Consider the following 18,234-nt stretch of genomic DNA (forward strand, 5'->3'; position numbering starts at 1 on the left):
ATTCTCTTCCATATCGTCAATGCGGAATTCGCAATTGCGCGAATATTGCGCAGGAAACGCGAAGATTCGCGCATCGAAAATGCTGTAAGCGGCGGATTCGGCCGACAACGGCACGACAGTCGACGCAATTCGACGGAGATTTCCGGCAGTGCTTCGACATTTCGGGCAGCAATTCGTGCAGATTCTCGAGGCGTTGACGCCACCGAGATGATTCCGGAATCTTCTCTATTTTATTGACCTAATTTAATTTTTTTCAGACATCCGCTCGGCCGCTGCGCATTGATGAAGACGGCAGGCCGCATCCAGCAACATCGCTTAGAGAGATATAGATAGTTATTGACAGATTATGGAAATTCTCTCCTTATGGAGCAAGAAAGTGGGGACGGCCAACTCTCCACGCAGAACAAGACGATCCAAAGCGAGGAACACCGATGCTCACGAGACTCGACAGGAAGCTGGCGAACATCCGCGCCGGTCGCTACAAGCCGACCGACTTCATCATTGCCGACGCCAAGGACAGCGATGTCGGCGCCGGCGTCACCGCGACGGGGTTCGACTATTCGGTCAAGCCGCCGCGCCGCCGCAGCCGCCAGGAATTCATTGCCCAGATCGAAGAGATCATCCAGCAGGATATCGTCGACATCATGCTGGTGTCGCAATCCAATCTGGATCTTCTGGACGAACGTGGCGCCTTCCTCGGCAGCGAGGTGAAGCCCGCCATCCGCGGCAATCTGGAAACGATGTGCTGGGGCGCCGTCCGTCACGGAACCTATACACAGACGCCGTCGATGCCATTCCGCGACGCAAACCTGGCGCGCGCGATCGCCAACTATCCGACGTCGGGGACGGATCTCGCGCTCTATTCGGTCTCGTTCAGCAATGACGTCGAGCGCGACGTCCGAACGCTGAACGCCTTTGCCGAATTCCGCGCCGAAGCCGCGCGCAACAATTTCAAGTATTTCTACGAGGTCTTCAATCCGAGCGTCGACATCGGCCTTGACCGCGAGCAGATCGGCGAGTTCGTGAACGACCATATCATCAAGTCGCTCGCCAGCGTGCCGCGCGCGGATCGCCCGCTGTTCCTCAAGACGCCCTACAACGGGCCGAAGGCGCTGGAAGAGTTGGTGAACTTCGATTCCGAACTCATCGTCGGCGTGCTGGGCGGCGGCGCCGGCACCACCCGTGACACGTTCGAGCTCGTCGCCCAGTCCGAACGATACGGCGCGCGACTTGCGCTCTTTGGCCGCAAGATCAACCTCGCCGAGGCGCCTCTGCATCTGATCGTGCTGATGCGCGCCGTCGCCGACGGTACGCTCGGCCCGGAAGAAGCCGTTCGCGCCTATCACGGCGAGTTGCAGAAACTCGGCCTGACGCCGACACGCGCGCTCGTCGACGACCGGCAGATCACGGAGGACGTTCTGAAGGTCGCAGCCGCCAAGGCCGCCTGACCGTGGCCTGCCGGCCAACGCTCAAAAGCGTGGCCGGCACCGTCCGCCTGCGAAAGCATGCCGCGTCAAAGAGGAGATCCACGCGACACGCTTCATTGGCCCGCTCTTGCGCGTCACGCCTTATCGCCAGTCGAGCGCCGGTGCGACATGCTTCAGGATCACTTCGATGACGTGCGCGTTATACTCCACGCCGAGCTGGTTCGGAACGGTCAGAAGCAGGGTATCAGCCTCGGCGATCGCTTCGTCTTCCGCAAGCTGCCTGACGAGTGCTTCCGGCTCGGCCGCATACGAACGGCCGAAGATCGCCCGCGTGTTCTCATCGATGAAACCGATCGAGTCGCTCTCCTTGCCACCCTGTCCGAAAAAGGCACGGTCGCGATCGTCAGTGAGCGCAAAGATGCTGCGGCTGACGGAAACGCGTGGCGGGCGCGTATGTCCCGCCTCTTTCCAGGCTTCGCGGTAGGCGCGGATCTGCGTGGCCTGCTGCACATGGAACGGCTCGCCCGTCTCGTCGTCCTTCAACGTCGAACTTTGCAGGTTCATGCCGAGCCTGGCGGCCCAGACGGCCGTGGCATTCGACCCGGCTCCCCACCAGATGCGCTCTCCCAAACCCTCCGAGTGAGGCTCGAGCCGCAACAGGCCCGGCGGATTGGGGAACATCGGGCGCGGATTGGGCTTTGCGAAGCCGTTCCCTTTCAGGGCCTCGAGAAACACTTCGGCATGGCTGCGGCCCATGTCGGCGTCGGTCTTCCCATCCTCGGGCTGGTATCCGAAATAGCGCCAGCCATCGATCACCTGCTCGGGCGAGCCCCGGCTGATACCCAGTTGCAGCCGTCCGCCGGCGATCAGGTCGGCCGCTCCCGCGTCCTCGGCCATGTAGAGGGGGTTCTCGTAGCGCATGTCGATGACCGCAGTGCCAATTTCTATTGTGCTTGTTTTCGCGCCGACGGCCGCAAGAAGAGGAAAAGGCGATGCCAGCTGCCGGGCAAAATGATGCACGCGGAAATAGGCGCCGTCCGCGCCGAGTTCCTCGGCGGCGACGGCGAGATCGATGGACTGTAGCAGCGCGTCCCCTGCGGAGCGGGTCTGCGACTGTGGCGAGGGGGACCAGTGGCCGAAGGAAAGGAAACCGATTTTCTTCATGACGTTGCTGTCCGATCTTCTCATTGAGTGTTACGCGCATTGTTGCCACAAGCGGCGTAGGCGCAATAGTCGGGCAATGGCGAACGGACTGTTCAGCCAACAGCACCAGCGCCTGCAACTTCCCGCTGCGCATCACCCCGAGGGGGCATAACTTGCGCACATGCGCCGGACCGCATTCGTTACGCAAGTCACCCGCCCGTTAACCTTTTGTTAACCGTGAATCGCGTACCTATCGAGAACGAAAAATTAACGAAGATTTCCAACGTGTTAACAGAAGCTCGCTCAATCCGGATCAAGGGTAGGTCGTTCCTTGCGCTGATGCTGTCGCCGGAACTGCCCCTCGACGACTGGCTCACCCGGCTCGACGATCTGGCCGGTCGTTCTGCGGGGTTCTTCCTGGAAAGGCCGATCGTGCTCGACGTCGCCGAGCTCGACATCGACCGGAGCCAGTTGAAGGACCTGCTCGCCGAGCTCGCAAACCGGAACGTGCGCATCATGGGCATCGAGGGCGGCCGCCCATCGATCATGGGCCCCGGAATGCCGCCGGCCATGCGCGGTGGCAGACCGGCCCCGGACGTCGAAGTGCCGGCGGCAGAACCCGCGCCGGCCGCGGAGAAGGCTGCCGCTGCTCTACCGGAGGCCCAACCGATACGGGCACCGGCATCGATGATCGTCAGGGAGCCGGTGCGCTCCGGACAGTCGATCATCTTTCCCGAGGGCGACGTCACGGTCATCGGATCGGTCGCCTCGGGCGCGGAGATTATCGCCGGCGGTTCGGTGCACATCTACGGCACCCTCAGGGGACGCGCGCTGGCGGGCTCGGTGGGCAATGCGGCAGCGCGGATCTTCTGCCGCAGGCTGGAAGCGGAACTGCTCGCAATCGACGGCGTCTACAAGACCGCCGAAGACATGGCGCCCGACCTGCGCGGCCAGTCGGTGCAGCTCTGGCTCGACGGCGATTCGATCAAGGCGGAAAGACTAAACTGAGCCGGCTGCCGGCCAGCAACAGGAGCGGGAAGATGGCGAAAGTGGTTGTTGTTACATCGGGCAAGGGTGGCGTCGGCAAGACGACGTCCAGCGCTGCCCTCGGCGCTGCGCTTGCCCAGCGCGGCGAGAAGACCGTGGTGGTCGACTTCGACGTCGGCCTGCGGAACCTGGACCTGGTGATGGGTGCCGAGCGCCGGGTCGTCTACGACATCGTGAACGTGATCCAGGGCGATGCGAAGCTGCCGCAGGCCCTGATCCGCGACAAGCGTCTGGAAACGCTCTTCCTGCTGCCGGCCTCCCAGACCCGCGACAAGGACAGCCTGACTGCGGAAGGCGTCGAGCAGGTCATGAACGATCTGAAGCGGCACTTCGACTGGATCATCTGCGACAGCCCGGCTGGCATCGAACGCGGCGCGACGCTGGCCATGCGCCACGCCGACGTGGCTGTCGTCGTCACCAACCCGGAAGTCTCCTCGGTCCGCGATTCCGATCGCATCATCGGCCTTCTCGATTCCAAGACCGAAAAGGCGGAGCTGGGCGAGCGCATGGAGAAGCATCTGCTGCTCACGCGCTACGACGCCGTCCGCGCCGAACGCGGCGACATGCTGAAGGTCGACGATGTTCTTGAGATCCTGTCCATTCCGCTGCTCGGCATCGTGCCCGAAAGCATGGACGTATTGAAGGCGTCCAACATTGGTGCCCCGGTCACGCTGGCGGACAGCCGCAGCGCTCCGGCACTTGCCTATCTCGACGCCGCCCGCCGCCTTGCCGGCGAAACCGTCCCGATGACCATTCCCGGCGAGAAGCGCGGGCTCCTGGGCAAGATTTTCGGACGGAGGGCAGCATGAGTATTTTCAGCCTCTTCCGCAAGCAGAACTCCGCTCCCACGGCGCGCGAACGCTTGCAGGTCCTGCTGGCGCATGAGCGTGCATCGGTGGGCCAATCGGACCTCGTCGCCATCCTCAGGGAGGAAATCCTTGCGGTCATCGCCAAGCATGTCGAGATCGACGACGAGAAGGTCAGCGTCAAGATGGAGCGCGGCGAGCACGTCACGACGCTCGAAGTCGATATCGAAATCCCCGTGACCGTCACCGTTCGCGCTGCCTGAGGCCGAAGACGGTCGGCATCCTTACGGCCAGTGAGTACCTGATCTCAAGGACGGCCACCGCAAAGCGCTTCGACAGCGTCTTGCGGTGGCCGCCCTTTTCGCGTTTCCCCTTCCTCTCGGTGCCGCCCCGCGAGCTACCGCCATCCTCCGCATTGCATCCTCAAATTTTGCTGGACCGCATAACTATTGATCTATATTCAATAGTGGAATGAAATTCAATTTTCGTTGGAGGAGACGGATATGGAACTCAACGGTGCCCTGCGCCTACATTTCGTGATTGGCGATCCGATCGCGCAGGTCAAGTCTCCGGCCGGCGTCACCGACATGCTCCAGGCCCGGGGTCTCAACGCCATCTGCATCCCTGGGCGCGTCGCGCCGGCGGACCTCGAAACATTCTGGGCCGGTGTCCGCACGCTTGAGAACCTCGACGGCGTCATCATCACCGTGCCGCACAAGATCGCGGCGATCGCCATGGCGGACCGGCTCTCCGAGCGAGCTGCCTTCCTCGGCGCCGTCAACACGCTGCGCCGCACCGAGACCGGTTGGGAAGGGGACATGTTCGACGGTATCGGCCATGTCGCCGCCCTGCGGAAAGCCGGCTGCGTGCTGGAAGGCAAGCGGGCGCTGCTTGCCGGCGCCGGCGGTGCTGGCAGCGCGATCGCGCACGCACTCGTTCTCGCCGGCGTCGCCGAACTGGCCATACACGAAATGGATGACGCACGGCGCGGAAGCCTGATCGAGCGGCTGTCCTCGCTCGGCCTCGCAAAGATTACGGCGGGCAGCGCCGATCCGACCGGTTTTGATGTGGTGGTCAACGCGACGCCTGCCGGCATGAAGGAGGGCGACCCGCTGCCCTTCGATGCCGACAAGCTGACACCCGACATGTTCATTGGTGAAGTGATCACCAAGCCGGCGATCTCGCCCCTCGTCGCCAAAGCGCGCGCGATCGGCTGCAATGCCATTACCGGCACGGACATGTTCGTCGAAGTGCGCGATCTGATGGTCGACTATCTCTGCAGGACGTGAGGATCCAATCATGAGCCGCAGTTTCGCACTCGCCTTTCTGACCGTTCCCGATCTCGGCCCGACCGAGGCGATCCGCGTCGCGGCCGAAACCGGATATGACAGCGTGGGCCTTCGGCTCCTGCCGGCAGCGGCGAGCGGCGAGGGGCCCTATCCCATTTTGACGGACGCCTCCGTGCTGGCCGAAGCGCGCGCCGCTTTAGACGATACCGGCATTCGCGTCGGCGACGTGGAGATCGTCCGGTTGAAACCGCACACGAAGGTCGACGAATTCACAGGCTTTCTCGAATGTGCCGCCGCACTCGGCGCTGCAAACATACTCGTTGCCGGAGACGATCCCGAACCGGCGCGGTTGACGCAGACCTTTGGCGCCTTTGCGCAACTGGCCGCACGCTATGGCCTCACCGCCGACCTCGAATTCATGCCCTGGACCGGAGTTCGCAACGCCGCGGAAGCCAAAGCGATCGTAGAGGGGGCCGGCCAGCCCAACGGCGGCGTGCTTGCGGACGCGCTGCATTGGGACCGTACCGGCGGCAAGGTCGAGGATCTGCAAAGCCTGCCTGCCAACCGCATTCACTACTTCCAACTCTGCGACGCGCCGGCCGAATACGATCGCAGTGACGCGGGGCTGATCAGCATCGCGCGCGGGGGAAGGCTGCTGCCGGGCGAGGGTGGCATAGACCTCCCCGCATTTGTTCGCGCCCTGCCTGCGGATGTACCGGTCAGCATCGAGATCGCATCTGCGGACCTCGTGCACCGGCTGTCGCCCCGGGACAGGGCCACTCAGGCGCTCGCTGCCGCAAAGGCAACCATAGCGAATACTCTGTGAATGATATTCCGATATTGAATATTATTCCATTTTGTGCATGATGAGCGGAGGCAAGTGCGTACCCGCGTACGCAGGAGGAGATACGCGCTTGGAGTTAGCGTCGTGTCGCGATGCTGGCAGAACAGGCAAGGCCTTGCCTCATGGAGGAGGCGGCAATGAATGCAGTCCCTAAGGCTGGGAATACGGTTGCACCGGCCGCAGCGAACGAGAGCGTCACATGCGACGTGCTGGTGGTCGGCTCGGGTGCCGGCGGACTGTCCGCAGCCGTCGCGGCCGCGCATTTCGGGCTGAACGTCATCGTAGCCGAGAAGACCGAAATGTTCGGTGGCACGACGGCCTATTCCGGCGGCTGGCTATGGGTGCCGAACGCCCCGCATGCGCTCGCCGCAGGGAAGGGTGAAGACCCTGAGGGGCCAAAAGCCTATCTGCGTCACATTCTCGGCAACCGGTATGACGAAGCGATGATCGAAGGCTATCTGAGCGCCGCGCCGCGGATGCTGGACTTCTTCGAGCGCCATACGTGCGTGCATTTTCTGCCGGGCAGTGGCGTACCGGATTTTCATGGCAACGCGCCAGGTGCCGGAACAGGATGGCGATCCGTCGCCGCCGCCCCCTATGACGGTCGCAAGCTCGGCCGCCTCATCCAGAGCCTGCGCCCGCCCATCCCCGAGACGACGTTTCTCGGGATGGGCATAGCGTCGGGCGTCGACATGCGCATGTTTCTCACCGCCATGCGTTCGCCGTCCGCGTTTGCCTATGTCACGCGACGCGTGCTGAAGCATGCACGCGACCTCCTCTTCCATCGCCGCGCGATGCAACTCGTCAACGGTAATGCACTCGCCGCACGCCTGCTGCGTTCGGCAGCCGACAAGGGCGTGACGCTCTGGCCGAACGCGCCCGCCCGCGAACTGATCAGCGACGGCAGCGGGATAAAAGGGGCGGTGGTCGATACCCCCTCGGGTCGCGTTGCCGTCATTGCGGAACGCGGCGTGGTGCTGGCCACTGGCGGATTTCCTCATGATCCCGGTCGGCTGCATGATCTCCTGCCGCATGTGCGCGCCGGAACGCGGCATTGCTCTGCCGCGCCGGAGGCCAACACCGGTGACGGGCTGAGACTTGCGGAAAGCGCCGGCGGGCATGTGTCGGAACGGTTGAGCCACGCCGCAGCCTATGCGCCGGTCTCGCTCGTCCCGCGCCCGGACGGCACCGTCGGCCGCTTTCCGCACCTCGTCGAGCGTGGCAAGCCGGGCATCATCGCGGTGATGGCAACAGGAAGGCGCTTCGTTGACGAAGGCGGCCCGTACCATGACTATGTCCGCGAGATGATTGCCGCCACGCCAGCAGGCGAACCCGCCGTTTCCTGGCTGATCTGCGACCATCGGTTCCTGCGCCGCTACGGCCTGGGTGCAGTCAAGCCGGCACCGGTTCCCTTCGGACGCTGGCTGCGCAACGGATACCTGATCAAGGCAACATCCATCACGGCGTTGGCGAGACTCTGCGGCATCGATCCCGCCGGCCTGGAGCGGACTGTCACGGACTTCAACCGTCATGCGATAAAGGGAGAGGATCCGCAGTTTCACCGCGGCACGACGCCCTACCAGCGCGCCCAGGGAGATCCCGACCACCGACCCAACCCCTGCATTGCGCCTATCGTGCGTGCGCCGTTCTATGCGGTGCGTGTCGTTCCGGGAAGCCTCGGCACTTTCGCCGGCGTCGAAACCGATACTCGGGCCCGGGTGCTGGACGGCGCCGGTACACCGATCCCGGGGCTCTATGCGGCGGGAAACGATATGAACAGCATCATGTGTGGCAATTATCCGAGCGGCGGCATCACGCTCGGTCCGGCCATGACCTACGGATTCCTCGCCGCCGAAGCCATTGCAGGGCGCGATGCGGGCGAGACTGAAAGCCACGGGAGGAAAGAGAATGTCGTCTGACACTGAGCCGGGAACGATCGAGGAGGTCGACCTGCTGGTCTGCGGAGCGGGTGCAGGCGGCATGACGGCCGCGCTGGTGGCAGCTCTGGAGGGACTGAACGTCGTTCTCTGCGAAAAGACCGGCCAGGTGGGAGGTACGACATCCACCTCAGGCGGCACGACCTGGGTGCCCGGAACGCATCTGTCCGAACTGGCCGGTGTGCCCGACAAAGTGGAGGATGCGCGGGCGTTCCTGGAATCCGTCGTTGCCAATCGCGGCGGCATCCGTCTTCGCGAGGCGTTTCTTGACTCCGGCAGGCCGGCGATCGAGGAACTAGACCGCCGCACGGACGTGAAGTTCGTCGCAGCGACCGCCCATCCGGACTATCTCGACGGACCGGGCTCCGCCTACGGCGGTAGGGCGCTGGCGCCCGTGATGTTCGACGGACGCCTGCTCGGGCGGGACGATTTCGCCCGTGTACGCCCGCCGCGCCCCGAATTCGTCGGCCTCGGCGGCATGATGGTCGGCCGGAACGAACTCGACGCGCTGCTTTCACCGCTGCGCTCGATCGGAAATTTCCGCAGTGCCGTGACGATCGTCGGCCGCTATCTGCTGGATCGCCTCGGCTACCGGCGGGGAACGCGGCTGCTGATGGGCAATGCTCTGGTGGCGCGGCTGCTCCATAGTCTGCGCAAGGCGAAAGTGCCCATCCTCTTCGAAACCGGCGTCACGGAACTGATCGTCGCAGACGGCCGCGTGGTCGGCGCGGTCATGGAAGGTCCGTCCGGCACGCGCCGCATCCGCGCCAGCAAGGGTGTCGTGCTGGCCACCGGCGGCGTCTGCTGGAACCGGACGATCCGTGAACGGCTCTTCCCCAAGGGCACGCGCGACTATTCGCTTGGCCCGGTCAGCAACACCGGCGACGGGGCGGACGTTGCAACAGCCGTCGGCGCGGGCTTCGATGACGGCGGCGATAGCCCGGCACTGTGGATGCCGTGCTCGTCCTACCGGCGCGCGGATGGTTCGCTGGCAGTGTGGCCGCATATCATCCTCGACCGTGCCAAGCCGGGCCTTCTGGCGGTTGACGCATCCGGCAGACGCTTCGTCAATGAATCCGATTCCTATCACGACTTCGCGATGGGACAGATCAGAAACAACGCAATCCCCGCGCATCTGATCTGCGACAGTTCCTTCATCCGGCGATACGGGATGGGGATGATCCTGCCGGGGGCGCGCAATCTGCGCGCGATGATCAAGGCAGGCTACGTCACCGAGGCAAAGACCCTTCGCGAGCTTGCGGAAAAAATCGGCTGCGAGGCGCCCGCACTTGCAGCCACGGTCGAAGCCTACAATCACTCGGCTGCGACGGGGGTAGACGAGGCGTTCGGACGCGGGCGCTCCGTCGTCAACCGCTTCAACGGCGATCCGGCCATAGGCCCCAACCCCTGCATCGGGCCGATTGGAAACGGGCCGTACTATGCAATGGCAGTCCGCCCCTCCGACCTCGCCTCGAGCGCCGGCCTCTCCGGTGACGAATTCGGCCGGGTCCTCGACAGGGAAGGAGAGCCGATCGCCGGCCTCTACGCCTGCGGCAACGATCTCGCCTCGATTTTTCGAGGCACCTACCCCGGACCGGGAACCACCATCGGCCCGGCGATAGTCTTCGGCTGGCGTGTCGCCAAGCATGCGGCCGGCAAGCTCAAGGACACGCCCGACAACAGCGCCGGCGCAGGGACAGATGAAAGGAATTACCGTGCAACGCTATGAAATTGCGACACTTTCGACCAGCATGGGGGCCGCACCTAAGGCCGCGCCCGCAATCGAGGCCTTTGCGAGCGAAGGAAAGGGACGCCTTCTCGGCATATTTTATGCCGACATCGGCGTACTCAACCGCGTGCTGGTCTTCCGCGGCTTCGAAACCGCAGCGGATTACGATGCGGAGCGCGAGCGCACATTGCGGGCTGCGAACCCCTTCGGCTCGGCCGAATGGCTGACCGGGCTGGAGCTTGAGGGCTACGCACCATTTCCTTTCCTGCCTCCGGTCGAGACCGGCAGCTTCGGTCCGGCCTACGAGTTTCGCACCTACGTGCTGAAGACCGGCGGACTGGAGCCGACAATCCGCGCCTGGGAAGCCGCTGTCCCGGCACGCACCGAACTGTCGAAGCTGGCGATCTGCATGTACGGCATCGACGGCAAACCGCGCATGACGCACATCTGGCCGTTTGCGTCCGTCAACGAGCGCGGCCAGATCCGCGCGGATTCCGTTGCCCAGGGCGTCTGGCCGCCAAAGGGCGGGCCGGACTGGCTGACGACGGACATGCGCTCGACCATCGCGTTTCCGACGGCGAACTCCCCGTTGAAATAGAAAGCCGTAACTTCATGAAGCCAGAAAGCGGCCCGCCCGCAACAGGGGCGGGCCGTTTCTCGTCTGGTGCCGTTCAGCCGTGCTTGTGCAGCCCGGGAAAGTATTTGGAGCCGTTGGCCGCGAGGCCGATCTCTTCGGCCGCGGCGGAAAGATGGGGCGCAAGCTCCGCCATCCGTTCGGGCGTCATGCGAACGGCAGGTGCTGCAATCGACAGGCAACTGATGACCTGTCCGCCGCTTCGCACCGGCATTGCCATAGCAGCCATGCCAATGATGTAGCTGTCGACCGAGCGCGCATAGCCTCGCTTGCGCGTCTCGGCGAGAATTTCCAGAAGCTCGGCGATGGTGCGGGGCGCGCCCGGCCCCGACGGCTTGCTCGGATTGATCAATCCCTGGCGCGAGACCCTCTCCAGCGCCTCCTCATCGCTCATCGAGGCGAGCCATGCCTGCCCGCCGGCGCTGCTTGCGAGATGGACCACGACACCCTGTTCCTGGCCCGGATCGTAGCGCAAGCCACCCGTCGCCCCCTGTGCCACCGCAACCCAGATCAAATCGTCGCCGTCGATCACCGAAAGTCGAATCAGCTCGCCGCTCACCTGCGCCAGCCGGTCGAGAATCGGCTGCGCCACGTCGCCGACACCGGTTCGCCCGAGAAAGCCGACGCCGAGCGCGGCCAGCTTCATCGTCAGCGCATAGTCTCCCTGGTCCTGCACCTGGCGCACATAACCCAGTCTTATCAATTCGTTGAGCGTACGATGAACGCCGCTTGCCGGCTGGTTCACGCGTTGCGCAATATGGGAAACGGACAGGCCCGCCGGCCGCTCGGCCAGGAACTCGATGATATTCAGGGACTTCTCAAGGATGCTCATGGGCGTTCCAATCTGGATTATCATTCCAGTTTTGACACGCCCCCCCAAGCAGTCAAGCTATTTCGGCGGAGCGAGCATGGTTACCGACGCAAAAGGCCGCACGCGCCAACCGCGTGCGGCCGATGAAGGTTGTCAGCCGATAATCCCTGGTTCAAACGCGTTCGAGCGCCACAGCGATACCCTGGCCGACACCGATGCACATGGTGGCCAGCGCACGCCGCTTCCCGCCCAGTGCCAGTTCCAGTGCCGCCGTACCGGCGATGCGCGCACCGGACATGCCGAGCGGATGCCCGAGAGCGATTGCGCCGCCATTCGCGTTGGCGCGAGGATCGTCGTCCGCAATGCCAAGCTGGCGCAGCGTCGCAAGTCCCTGCGAGGCGAAGGCCTCATTAAGCTCGATCACATCGAGCTCATCCGCGCTCCAGCCGATCCGGTCGAGCAGCTTTCTGGAGGCCGGAGCCGGGCCGATACCCATGACACGTGGCGGAACGCCAGCCGTCGCGCCGCCGACGATCCGGGCGATCGGGGTCAGGCCGTACTTCTTCGCCGCCGCTGCCGAGGCGACGATGAGGGCGGCTGCGCCATCGTTGACGCCGGAGGCGTTACCCGCCGTGACGGTAGCACCTTCCATCCGGTTGACCGGCTTCAGCTTGGCCAGTGCCTCGAGGCTCGTTGCGCGCGGATGCTCGTCCTGGCTTACTGCAACGGGATCGCCCTTCTTCTGCGGAACGAAGACGGGAACTATTTCCTTTGCAAGCCGGCCGTTCGCCTGGGCGCGGGCGGCCTTTTCCTGGCTGCGCACGGCAAAGGCGTCCTGGTCCTCACGCGAGACCTTGTAGTCGATCGCGACGTTGTCCCCGGTCTCCGGCATGGAATCGACGCCGTACTGCGCCTTCATCAGCGGATTGACGAAACGCCAGCCGATGGTGGTGTCGTAGATCGCCGCACTGCGCGAGAACGCCGTCTCGGCCTTCGGCATCACGAAGGGCGCGCGGCTCATGCTTTCGACGCCGCCGGCGATCATCAGTTCCGCCTCGCCCGACTTGACGGCACGGGCGGCGGCGACAAGGGCATCCATGCCCGAGCCGCACAGCCGGTTGATCGTGGTGCCTGTCACCGATACCGGCAGTCCCGCCAAAAGCAGCGACATGCGGGCAACGTTGCGGTTGTCTTCGCCCGCCTGGTTGGCGCAGCCGTAGATGACGTCGTCGACCGCCTCCCAGTCGACGCCGCCGTTGCGCTCCATCAGCGCTTTCAGTGGCACAGCACCCAGATCGTCGGCGCGGACGGATGAGAGGGAGCCGCCGTAGCGGCCGATCGGCGTACGGATGTAATCGCAAATGAAGGCTTCGGTCATGGGTTTTTCCTCACAGCGCCGGAGCGACGAGATCGGCCACCGGGCCCTCGATATGAAGCTCGCCGCCGGTCATTGCCTGCAGTTCCTCGACCGTCATGCCGGGCAGCTTTTCGCGCAGCACGAAACGTCCGTCGACGATGTCGATGACGGCGTGGCTGGTATACACGCGGGTGATGCAGCCCACGCCGGTCAGCGGGAAGGTGCACTTCTCGACGAGCTTCGGCTCGCCGGTCTTGGTGACGTGCTCGGTGATGACGAAGACCTGCTTGGCGCCATGCACCAGATCCATCGCGCCGCCAACGGCAGGAACCCCCTTGGAGCCGACGCGCCAGTTCGCAAGATCACCGCTCTGCGCCACCTGGTAGGCGCCGAGAATGGCGACGTCGAGGTGACCGCCGCGGACCATGGCGAAGCTGTCGGCATGATTGAAGAAGGCGGCGCCCGGCTTCAGCGTCACCGCCTTCTTGCCGGCATTGATCAGGTCCCAGTCCTCTTCGCCGTCCGCAGGCGGCTCACCGAATCCGAGCACGCCGTTTTCCGTATGGAAGGTGACGAAACGACCAGGCGACTGGTAGCGGGCAACCATTTCGGGAAAGCCGATGCCGAGGTTCACATAGGCGCCGTCCTTGATGTCCTGCGCAGCGCGCCAGGCAATCTGGGCGTTGGAGAGCTTGATGTCTTCGCGCGTATCGACGGTCATACGTAGGCCACTCCGGCTTTGATGAGCACTTCTTCCTGCTGGGGATCGGCGATCTCGACGACACGATTGACAAAGATGCCGGGCGTGACGACGTCTTCGGGATCGATGCCGCCGGGCTGGACAAGCCGCGACACCTGCACGATCGTCTCGGCAGCCGCCATGCACATCAGCGGATTGAAGTTGCGCGCGGCCTTGTTGTAGGTGAGGTTTCCATAGGTGTCGCCGACATGCGCCTTGATGAGCGCGAAGTCTGCCTTTAGCCAGCGCTCCTGCACATAGGAACGGCCGTCGAATTCCGCGATGACCTTGCCGTCGGCGAGCTCGGTTCCGTAGGCGGTCGGGGTGTAGAAGGCCGGGATGCCGGCCCCGCCGGCGCGGATGCGCTCGGCCAGTGTGCCTTGCGGCACCAGTTCAAGCTCGACCTTGCCGGCCAGATAGGCATCGGTGAAGGCCCGCGGGTCGGACGAACGCGGGAAGGAGCAGATCATTTTGCTGACCATGCCGGCATCGATCATCGCAGCGATGCCGATGCGGCCATTGCCAGCGTTGTTGTTGATGACGGTCAGTCCGCGCGGGCGCTTGTCGATCAGTGCGTGAATAAGCTCGATCGGCGCGCCGGAGCCGCCAAAACCGCCGATCATGACGCGCGCGCCGTCGCCTATCCCGGCAACGGCTTCCGCCGCGTTCGCAATTGTCTTGTCCATCCGAAAATCCTCCGTCCGGCGCGGTAGCCACGTCGCCCCGCCGCCGTTTCGAGGCGGAAATTACCCCCGGAAAGCCATCGACGGCAATCGATTTGTGCGTTATATGATTTTTGTTCGCATATCGCACATTATCTAACGCCGGAGCGATGCCATGACGGTCAAGGAACGCGACATGATGGGCGGCCTTGCGAAGGGCCTTAGGGTCATCGAAGCCTTCAGCGCCGAGCATCCGCGCCTGTCGATTGCCGAGGCGGCCGAAATCGCCGGTCTCGACCGGGCGACGACGCGCCGTTGCCTGCTGACGCTGTCGGAGCTCGGCTATGCCGCCTATGACGGCAAATTCTTCACCGTCACGCCACGCATCCTCCGGCTCGGCACAGGGTGCCTCGCCACCATGCCGCTTCCGCGGATCGTGCAACCGATCCTGGACCGGCTCTCCGAAGAGATCGGCCAAAGCACCTCCGTCTCGATCCTGGACGAGACGGAGATCGTCTATGTCGCGCGTGCGGCCCAGCGGCGCGTCATGTCGATCGCACTGATGCCGGGATCGCGGCTGCCCGCCTACTGCACCTCCATGGGGCGAGTGCTGCTGGCAGCCCAAGATCGCGATCAGGTGCTCGCCGTCCTTGAGGCTTCGCCCCGGCTGGCCCGCACTGCGCACACGATCACCGATATCGATGCATTGATGGCGGAAATCGACGAGACGCGGTCGCGCGGCTATGCGCTGATCGACCAGGAAGTGGAAATCGGGCTTCGATCGATCGCCGTTCCGCTTAAGACCGTCCGCGGCCAAACCGTCGCAGCACTGAACGTGGGTCTGGCGGCCGTGACGGCCGAACCGGTCTCCGCGCTGGCCGAGCGCTATCTTGCGCCGCTGCTCGCCGTACAGAAGGAATTGGCGAGGATGCTGGTATAGGCATCCTCGCGCACCTGGCGAAACGCCCCCCGAGTACGCGGATACTTTGGGTTCGCGTCGCTGCCGTCTGACCGATGGCGTCAGTAGGGCAGGCCCACGTAGTTTTCCGCAAGTGCGGTCTGCGCGGCCTTCGATCCCGCAAGATAGTCCACCTCCGCCCGCTGCATGCGCTGCAGAAACTCGCCTTCGGCGGGGAAGTCGTGCAGCATCCGGGTCATCGACCAGGAAAAGCGCGATGCTTTCCAGACGCGGGCAAGCGCGGTGGCCGAGTAGGATTTCAGTAGGCCCTCGTCCCCGGTATAGCGTGCGATCAGCGCTCGCGACAGGTAGTAGACGTCGGATGCGGCAAGGTTCAACCCCTTCGCGCCCGTCGGCGGGACGATGTGCGCGGCGTCGCCGGCAAGATAGAGACGGCCCCAGCTCATCGGTTCGGAGATGAAGCTGCGCAGAGGCGCAATCGATTTTTCCACCGAAGGCCCGGTCACCAGCGTATCGGCAAGGTCCGGCGGCAGGCGGCGACGCAGCTCCGCCCAGAAGGAGTCGTCGCTCCAGTCCTGCGGCTTGTCAGTCAGCGGCACCTGAAGATAGTGCCGGCTCAGATGGGCATTGCGCATCGAACAGAGCGCGAAGCCGCGCTCGTGGCCGGCATAGACCAGTTCGCGATAGAGCGGCCGCGTTTCGGACAGGATACCCAGCCAGCCGAACGGATAGACGTGCTCATATTCCCGCCGAACCGTTTCCGGGATCGTGCGGCGGCTGATGCCATGGAAGCCGTCGCAGCCGGCGATATAGTCGCAGTCGATGCGATGGCTGCGGCCATGCTGCCTGAAGGTGACGTGGGGCGCATCGCCGTCGGCATCGTGCAGCGCGACTTCCTCGGCCTCGTGAAAGATCGGCGCGCCGGTCCGGTCCAGTTCGTCGTAGAGATCGCGGGTGACTTCTGTCTGGCCATAGATGGTCACCGTCTTGCCGGTGAGCGCGCGAAAATCGATGTGGACCTTCTGGCCATGCGCGGCGATGATGGTTCCGTCATGCACGAAACCCTCCGCATCGAGCCGCTTGCCGACGCCTGCCGCGCGAAGAAGGTCGCACAAGCCCTGCTCGAGCACGCCGGCCCGAATGCGGGCCAGCACATAGTCGCGGGTACGCTGTTCGAGCACGACGGCATCGATGCCGGCGCGACGCAGAAGCAATGAAAGAAGCAACCCGGACGGGCCGCCGCCAATGATACAGACCTGATGACGCATCGTCGGTTGTCTCCGTAAAATCAAAGCGGTGAGAAGCAAAGCGGACGCAGCACGACATGGTCGGCGCCGGAAAGAGCTTTGCCGGGAACAGGGTCGGCGGTGCGCGGCAACAGGGAAAGCAGCGGCGCAGGCTCCCCCGACACCGCCTCCCACGCCGCGACCGCGCCGCTTGCAGAAGGGCCGGACGACAGGGTCGCGCAATCCGTCGCAAAAAGCGGCGCACCCACCGCCCGCGCCGGGCGCTGCTCGCGGCGTCGCACCAGCGCAGCATCGAATGCGGGGGATGTCCGTGTGATCTTCAGCAGGCGATTGCGCTGCTCTTCCACGAGCGCGAAGGCCTTTGGAACGAAACCGCGGACCCAGGCCTCCTCCGCCGCAAGCGCGGCGCGGCAGCTTTCCCGGTCAGCCCAGTCCGCATAACTCCACAAATGATGGATGGTGTTGAGCGTCCCTGTCTCCGCAAGCCAGTAGCCCATCAGCGGCAGATGCCGCGTGACAAGCGGCAGCCCCTCGTCGGCAAGCAGGGCCAGATAGTCCGGAGCAGCACCGGCCTTCAGCCGGTAGCATCGCCATTCATGGATCATGTCGTCCTCCTCAAGCAAACAGTGGCCAAGGAAGACGTTTTCGGAAATGGACGGAGCGTCGGAAAGATTGGACGATACCCGGACGCAGGCTTTCTTCACGCCTCCTGGTGCAGCTTCTGCTTCCGGAATGCGCCCGGCGACAGACCCACGCGCTGCGTGAAGAACCGGTTGAAATAGGCGGGGTCCTCAAAGCCGGACAGGTGTGCCACCTGCGCCACGCTGCTTTCAGTATAGACGAGGTATCGCTTGGCCTCGATGACGATCCGCTCGTACAGCAGGTCGGACGCGGTCTTGCCGGCGCGGGCCTTGCAGGCGGCGTTCAGCCGCGCCTGCGTGACGGCCAGATCGCCGGCATAGAAGGCGAGCGAGCGCTCGTTGCGGAAATGCTCCTCCAGCAGCGCGCGGTAGCGCACGAGCAGGTCGTAATCACGATCCGGTGCGGCGACGCCCGGATCCCCGGTGGTCACATAGAGGCGGAGCACCACGACCAGAATCCGCATGTACTGCGCCACGATCGCCGTACGCCGCCCCGGCGCCGACCAGATGAACTCCCGATGCAACCATTCGAATGTGTCGTTGACGGCGGGAATGCTGACGCCCGTGCCCGTCAGCGGATAGACGGCCGGGCGCGCCGCTGCCTCGGTCAGGCGCGCGTCGCCGGCTGCCGCGGCCTTCAGACAGCCCAAAGCTGCAGTGACGACGAAACCGTCGGTGCCGGGGTCGAAATCGATCTGGTGAACGATGCCCGCGGGCACCACGAGAACACCGGGAACCGGAATGGGCAGGATCTGTTCTTCCATGCGGATCGTTCCGCCGCCACCGCGTACGAACAGGACCTGCATGTGGTCGGGATGCGAATGGGGACGGATTCTCCAGTCGTTGGGGCCGCTCCGGTCGCGGAGGGGCTCGATGTGCAGGAAGTCCAATTCGACGTCCGCGCCTTGATCGCCATAGAGATAGTAGTGCGGAATGCCGCCTCCGGCCACGTTCGCCATCAATCCTCCCGAATGCGTCCCGACCGAATTGTGCAACAATTGC

General features: G+C 64.2%; 18 protein-coding genes. 10 read left to right on the forward strand and 8 right to left on the reverse strand.

All coding sequences use genetic code 11. The features are described from left to right. The first annotated feature begins 431 nt into the window (after nt 1–431). Entirely contained in the window at nt 432–1,448 is a 1,017-nt protein-coding gene (locus CRO48_RS04340; protein ID WP_097136650.1) for a hypothetical protein, read from the forward strand. Nucleotides 1,449–1,568: 120 nt separating this feature from the next. On the opposite strand, the gene CRO48_RS04345 is transcribed toward CRO48_RS04340, so the two are convergent. After that, nucleotides 1,569–2,591, reverse strand: a complete 1,023-nt coding sequence (locus tag CRO48_RS04345; protein ID WP_097136652.1) for an LLM class flavin-dependent oxidoreductase — start codon at nt 2,589–2,591, stop codon at nt 1,569–1,571. A 255-nt stretch (nt 2,592–2,846) separates the two neighbouring features. On the opposite strand from CRO48_RS04345, the gene minC reads away from it, so the two are divergent. From minC to CRO48_RS04385, 8 genes are all read left to right on the forward strand, one after another. After that, nucleotides 2,847–3,578: a septum site-determining protein MinC gene (gene minC / locus CRO48_RS04350; RefSeq protein WP_097136784.1), complete on the forward strand. Its 732-nt coding sequence runs from the start codon at nt 2,847–2,849 to the stop codon at nt 3,576–3,578. Between the two features lie 32 nt (nt 3,579–3,610). Next, nucleotides 3,611–4,426 carry a septum site-determining protein MinD gene (gene minD, locus CRO48_RS04355; protein WP_097136654.1) on the forward strand — a complete coding sequence of 272 codons (816 nt, stop codon included), beginning with the start codon at nt 3,611–3,613 and terminating at the stop codon, nt 4,424–4,426. Then, nucleotides 4,423–4,686, forward strand: coding sequence for a cell division topological specificity factor MinE (minE, locus tag CRO48_RS04360; RefSeq protein WP_097136656.1), 264 nt, complete (start codon nt 4,423–4,425; stop codon nt 4,684–4,686). Before minD ends, minE begins: the two co-directional genes overlap by 4 nt. Nucleotides 4,687–4,926: 240 nt before the next feature. Then, a complete protein-coding gene (locus CRO48_RS04365; protein WP_097136659.1) occupies nt 4,927–5,712 on the forward strand; it encodes a shikimate dehydrogenase family protein in 786 nt (261 codons plus the stop codon). 10 nt (nt 5,713–5,722) lie between these two features. Then, complete coding sequence (locus tag CRO48_RS04370) at nt 5,723–6,538, forward strand: sugar phosphate isomerase/epimerase family protein (protein ID WP_097136660.1); 816 nt, start codon at nt 5,723–5,725, stop codon at nt 6,536–6,538. A 155-nt stretch (nt 6,539–6,693) separates the two neighbouring features. Further along, nucleotides 6,694–8,475 carry an FAD-dependent oxidoreductase gene (locus CRO48_RS04375; protein WP_097136786.1) on the forward strand — a complete coding sequence of 594 codons (1,782 nt, stop codon included), beginning with the start codon at nt 6,694–6,696 and terminating at the stop codon, nt 8,473–8,475. Next, nucleotides 8,465–10,222: an FAD-dependent oxidoreductase gene (locus CRO48_RS04380; protein WP_097136663.1), complete on the forward strand. Its 1,758-nt coding sequence runs from the start codon at nt 8,465–8,467 to the stop codon at nt 10,220–10,222. Before CRO48_RS04375 ends, CRO48_RS04380 begins: the two co-directional genes overlap by 11 nt. Next, complete coding sequence (locus tag CRO48_RS04385; RefSeq protein ID WP_176526648.1) at nt 10,209–10,820, forward strand: NIPSNAP family protein; 612 nt, start codon at nt 10,209–10,211, stop codon at nt 10,818–10,820. The genes CRO48_RS04380 and CRO48_RS04385 overlap by 14 nt, the downstream gene beginning before the upstream one ends. Before the next feature lie 73 nt (nt 10,821–10,893). On the opposite strand, the gene CRO48_RS04390 is transcribed toward CRO48_RS04385, so the two are convergent. From CRO48_RS04390 to CRO48_RS04405, 4 genes are all read right to left on the reverse strand, one after another. Beyond that, a complete protein-coding gene (locus CRO48_RS04390; protein ID WP_097136668.1) occupies nt 10,894–11,688 on the reverse strand; it encodes an IclR family transcriptional regulator in 795 nt (264 codons plus the stop codon). A 151-nt stretch (nt 11,689–11,839) separates the two neighbouring features. After that, nucleotides 11,840–13,045: a 3-oxoadipyl-CoA thiolase gene (gene pcaF / locus CRO48_RS04395; RefSeq protein WP_097136670.1), complete on the reverse strand. Its 1,206-nt coding sequence runs from the start codon at nt 13,043–13,045 to the stop codon at nt 11,840–11,842. A gap of 10 nt (nt 13,046–13,055) precedes the next feature. Beyond that, nucleotides 13,056–13,745 carry a CoA transferase subunit B gene (locus CRO48_RS04400; protein ID WP_097136672.1) on the reverse strand — a complete coding sequence of 230 codons (690 nt, stop codon included), beginning with the start codon at nt 13,743–13,745 and terminating at the stop codon, nt 13,056–13,058. Continuing rightward, a complete protein-coding gene (locus CRO48_RS04405) occupies nt 13,742–14,449 on the reverse strand; it encodes a 3-oxoacid CoA-transferase subunit A (RefSeq protein WP_097136674.1) in 708 nt (235 codons plus the stop codon). Before CRO48_RS04405 ends, CRO48_RS04400 begins: the two co-directional genes overlap by 4 nt. 151 nt (nt 14,450–14,600) lie before the next feature. Here CRO48_RS04405 and CRO48_RS04410 point away from each other — a divergent pair, with 151 nt between their 5' ends. Continuing rightward, nucleotides 14,601–15,365 (forward strand): IclR family transcriptional regulator domain-containing protein, encoded by a 765-nt coding sequence (locus CRO48_RS04410; RefSeq protein WP_097136676.1) that lies wholly within the window; start codon nt 14,601–14,603, stop codon nt 15,363–15,365. A gap of 80 nt (nt 15,366–15,445) precedes the next feature. Here the strand turns inward: CRO48_RS04410 and pobA are convergent, their stop codons facing one another. The 3 genes from pobA to CRO48_RS04425 form a co-directional block, all read right to left on the reverse strand. Next, the gene (pobA, locus tag CRO48_RS04415; protein WP_097136678.1) at nt 15,446–16,612 is read right to left on the reverse strand and encodes a 4-hydroxybenzoate 3-monooxygenase; all 1,167 of its coding nucleotides are present in this window, start codon (nt 16,610–16,612) and stop codon (nt 15,446–15,448) included. Nucleotides 16,613–16,632: 20 nt separating this feature from the next. After that, the gene (locus CRO48_RS04420) at nt 16,633–17,196 is read right to left on the reverse strand and encodes an NIPSNAP family protein (protein WP_097136788.1); all 564 of its coding nucleotides are present in this window, start codon (nt 17,194–17,196) and stop codon (nt 16,633–16,635) included. A 95-nt stretch (nt 17,197–17,291) separates the two neighbouring features. Next, nucleotides 17,292–18,191: a helix-turn-helix domain-containing protein gene (locus tag CRO48_RS04425; RefSeq protein WP_097136680.1), complete on the reverse strand. Its 900-nt coding sequence runs from the start codon at nt 18,189–18,191 to the stop codon at nt 17,292–17,294. Nucleotides 18,192–18,234: the final 43 nt, after the last annotated feature.

It is taken from the genome of Rhizobium subbaraonis, assembly GCF_900220975.1.
In the GTDB taxonomy this organism is placed as follows: Bacteria; Pseudomonadota; Alphaproteobacteria; order Rhizobiales; family Rhizobiaceae; genus Mycoplana; species Mycoplana subbaraonis.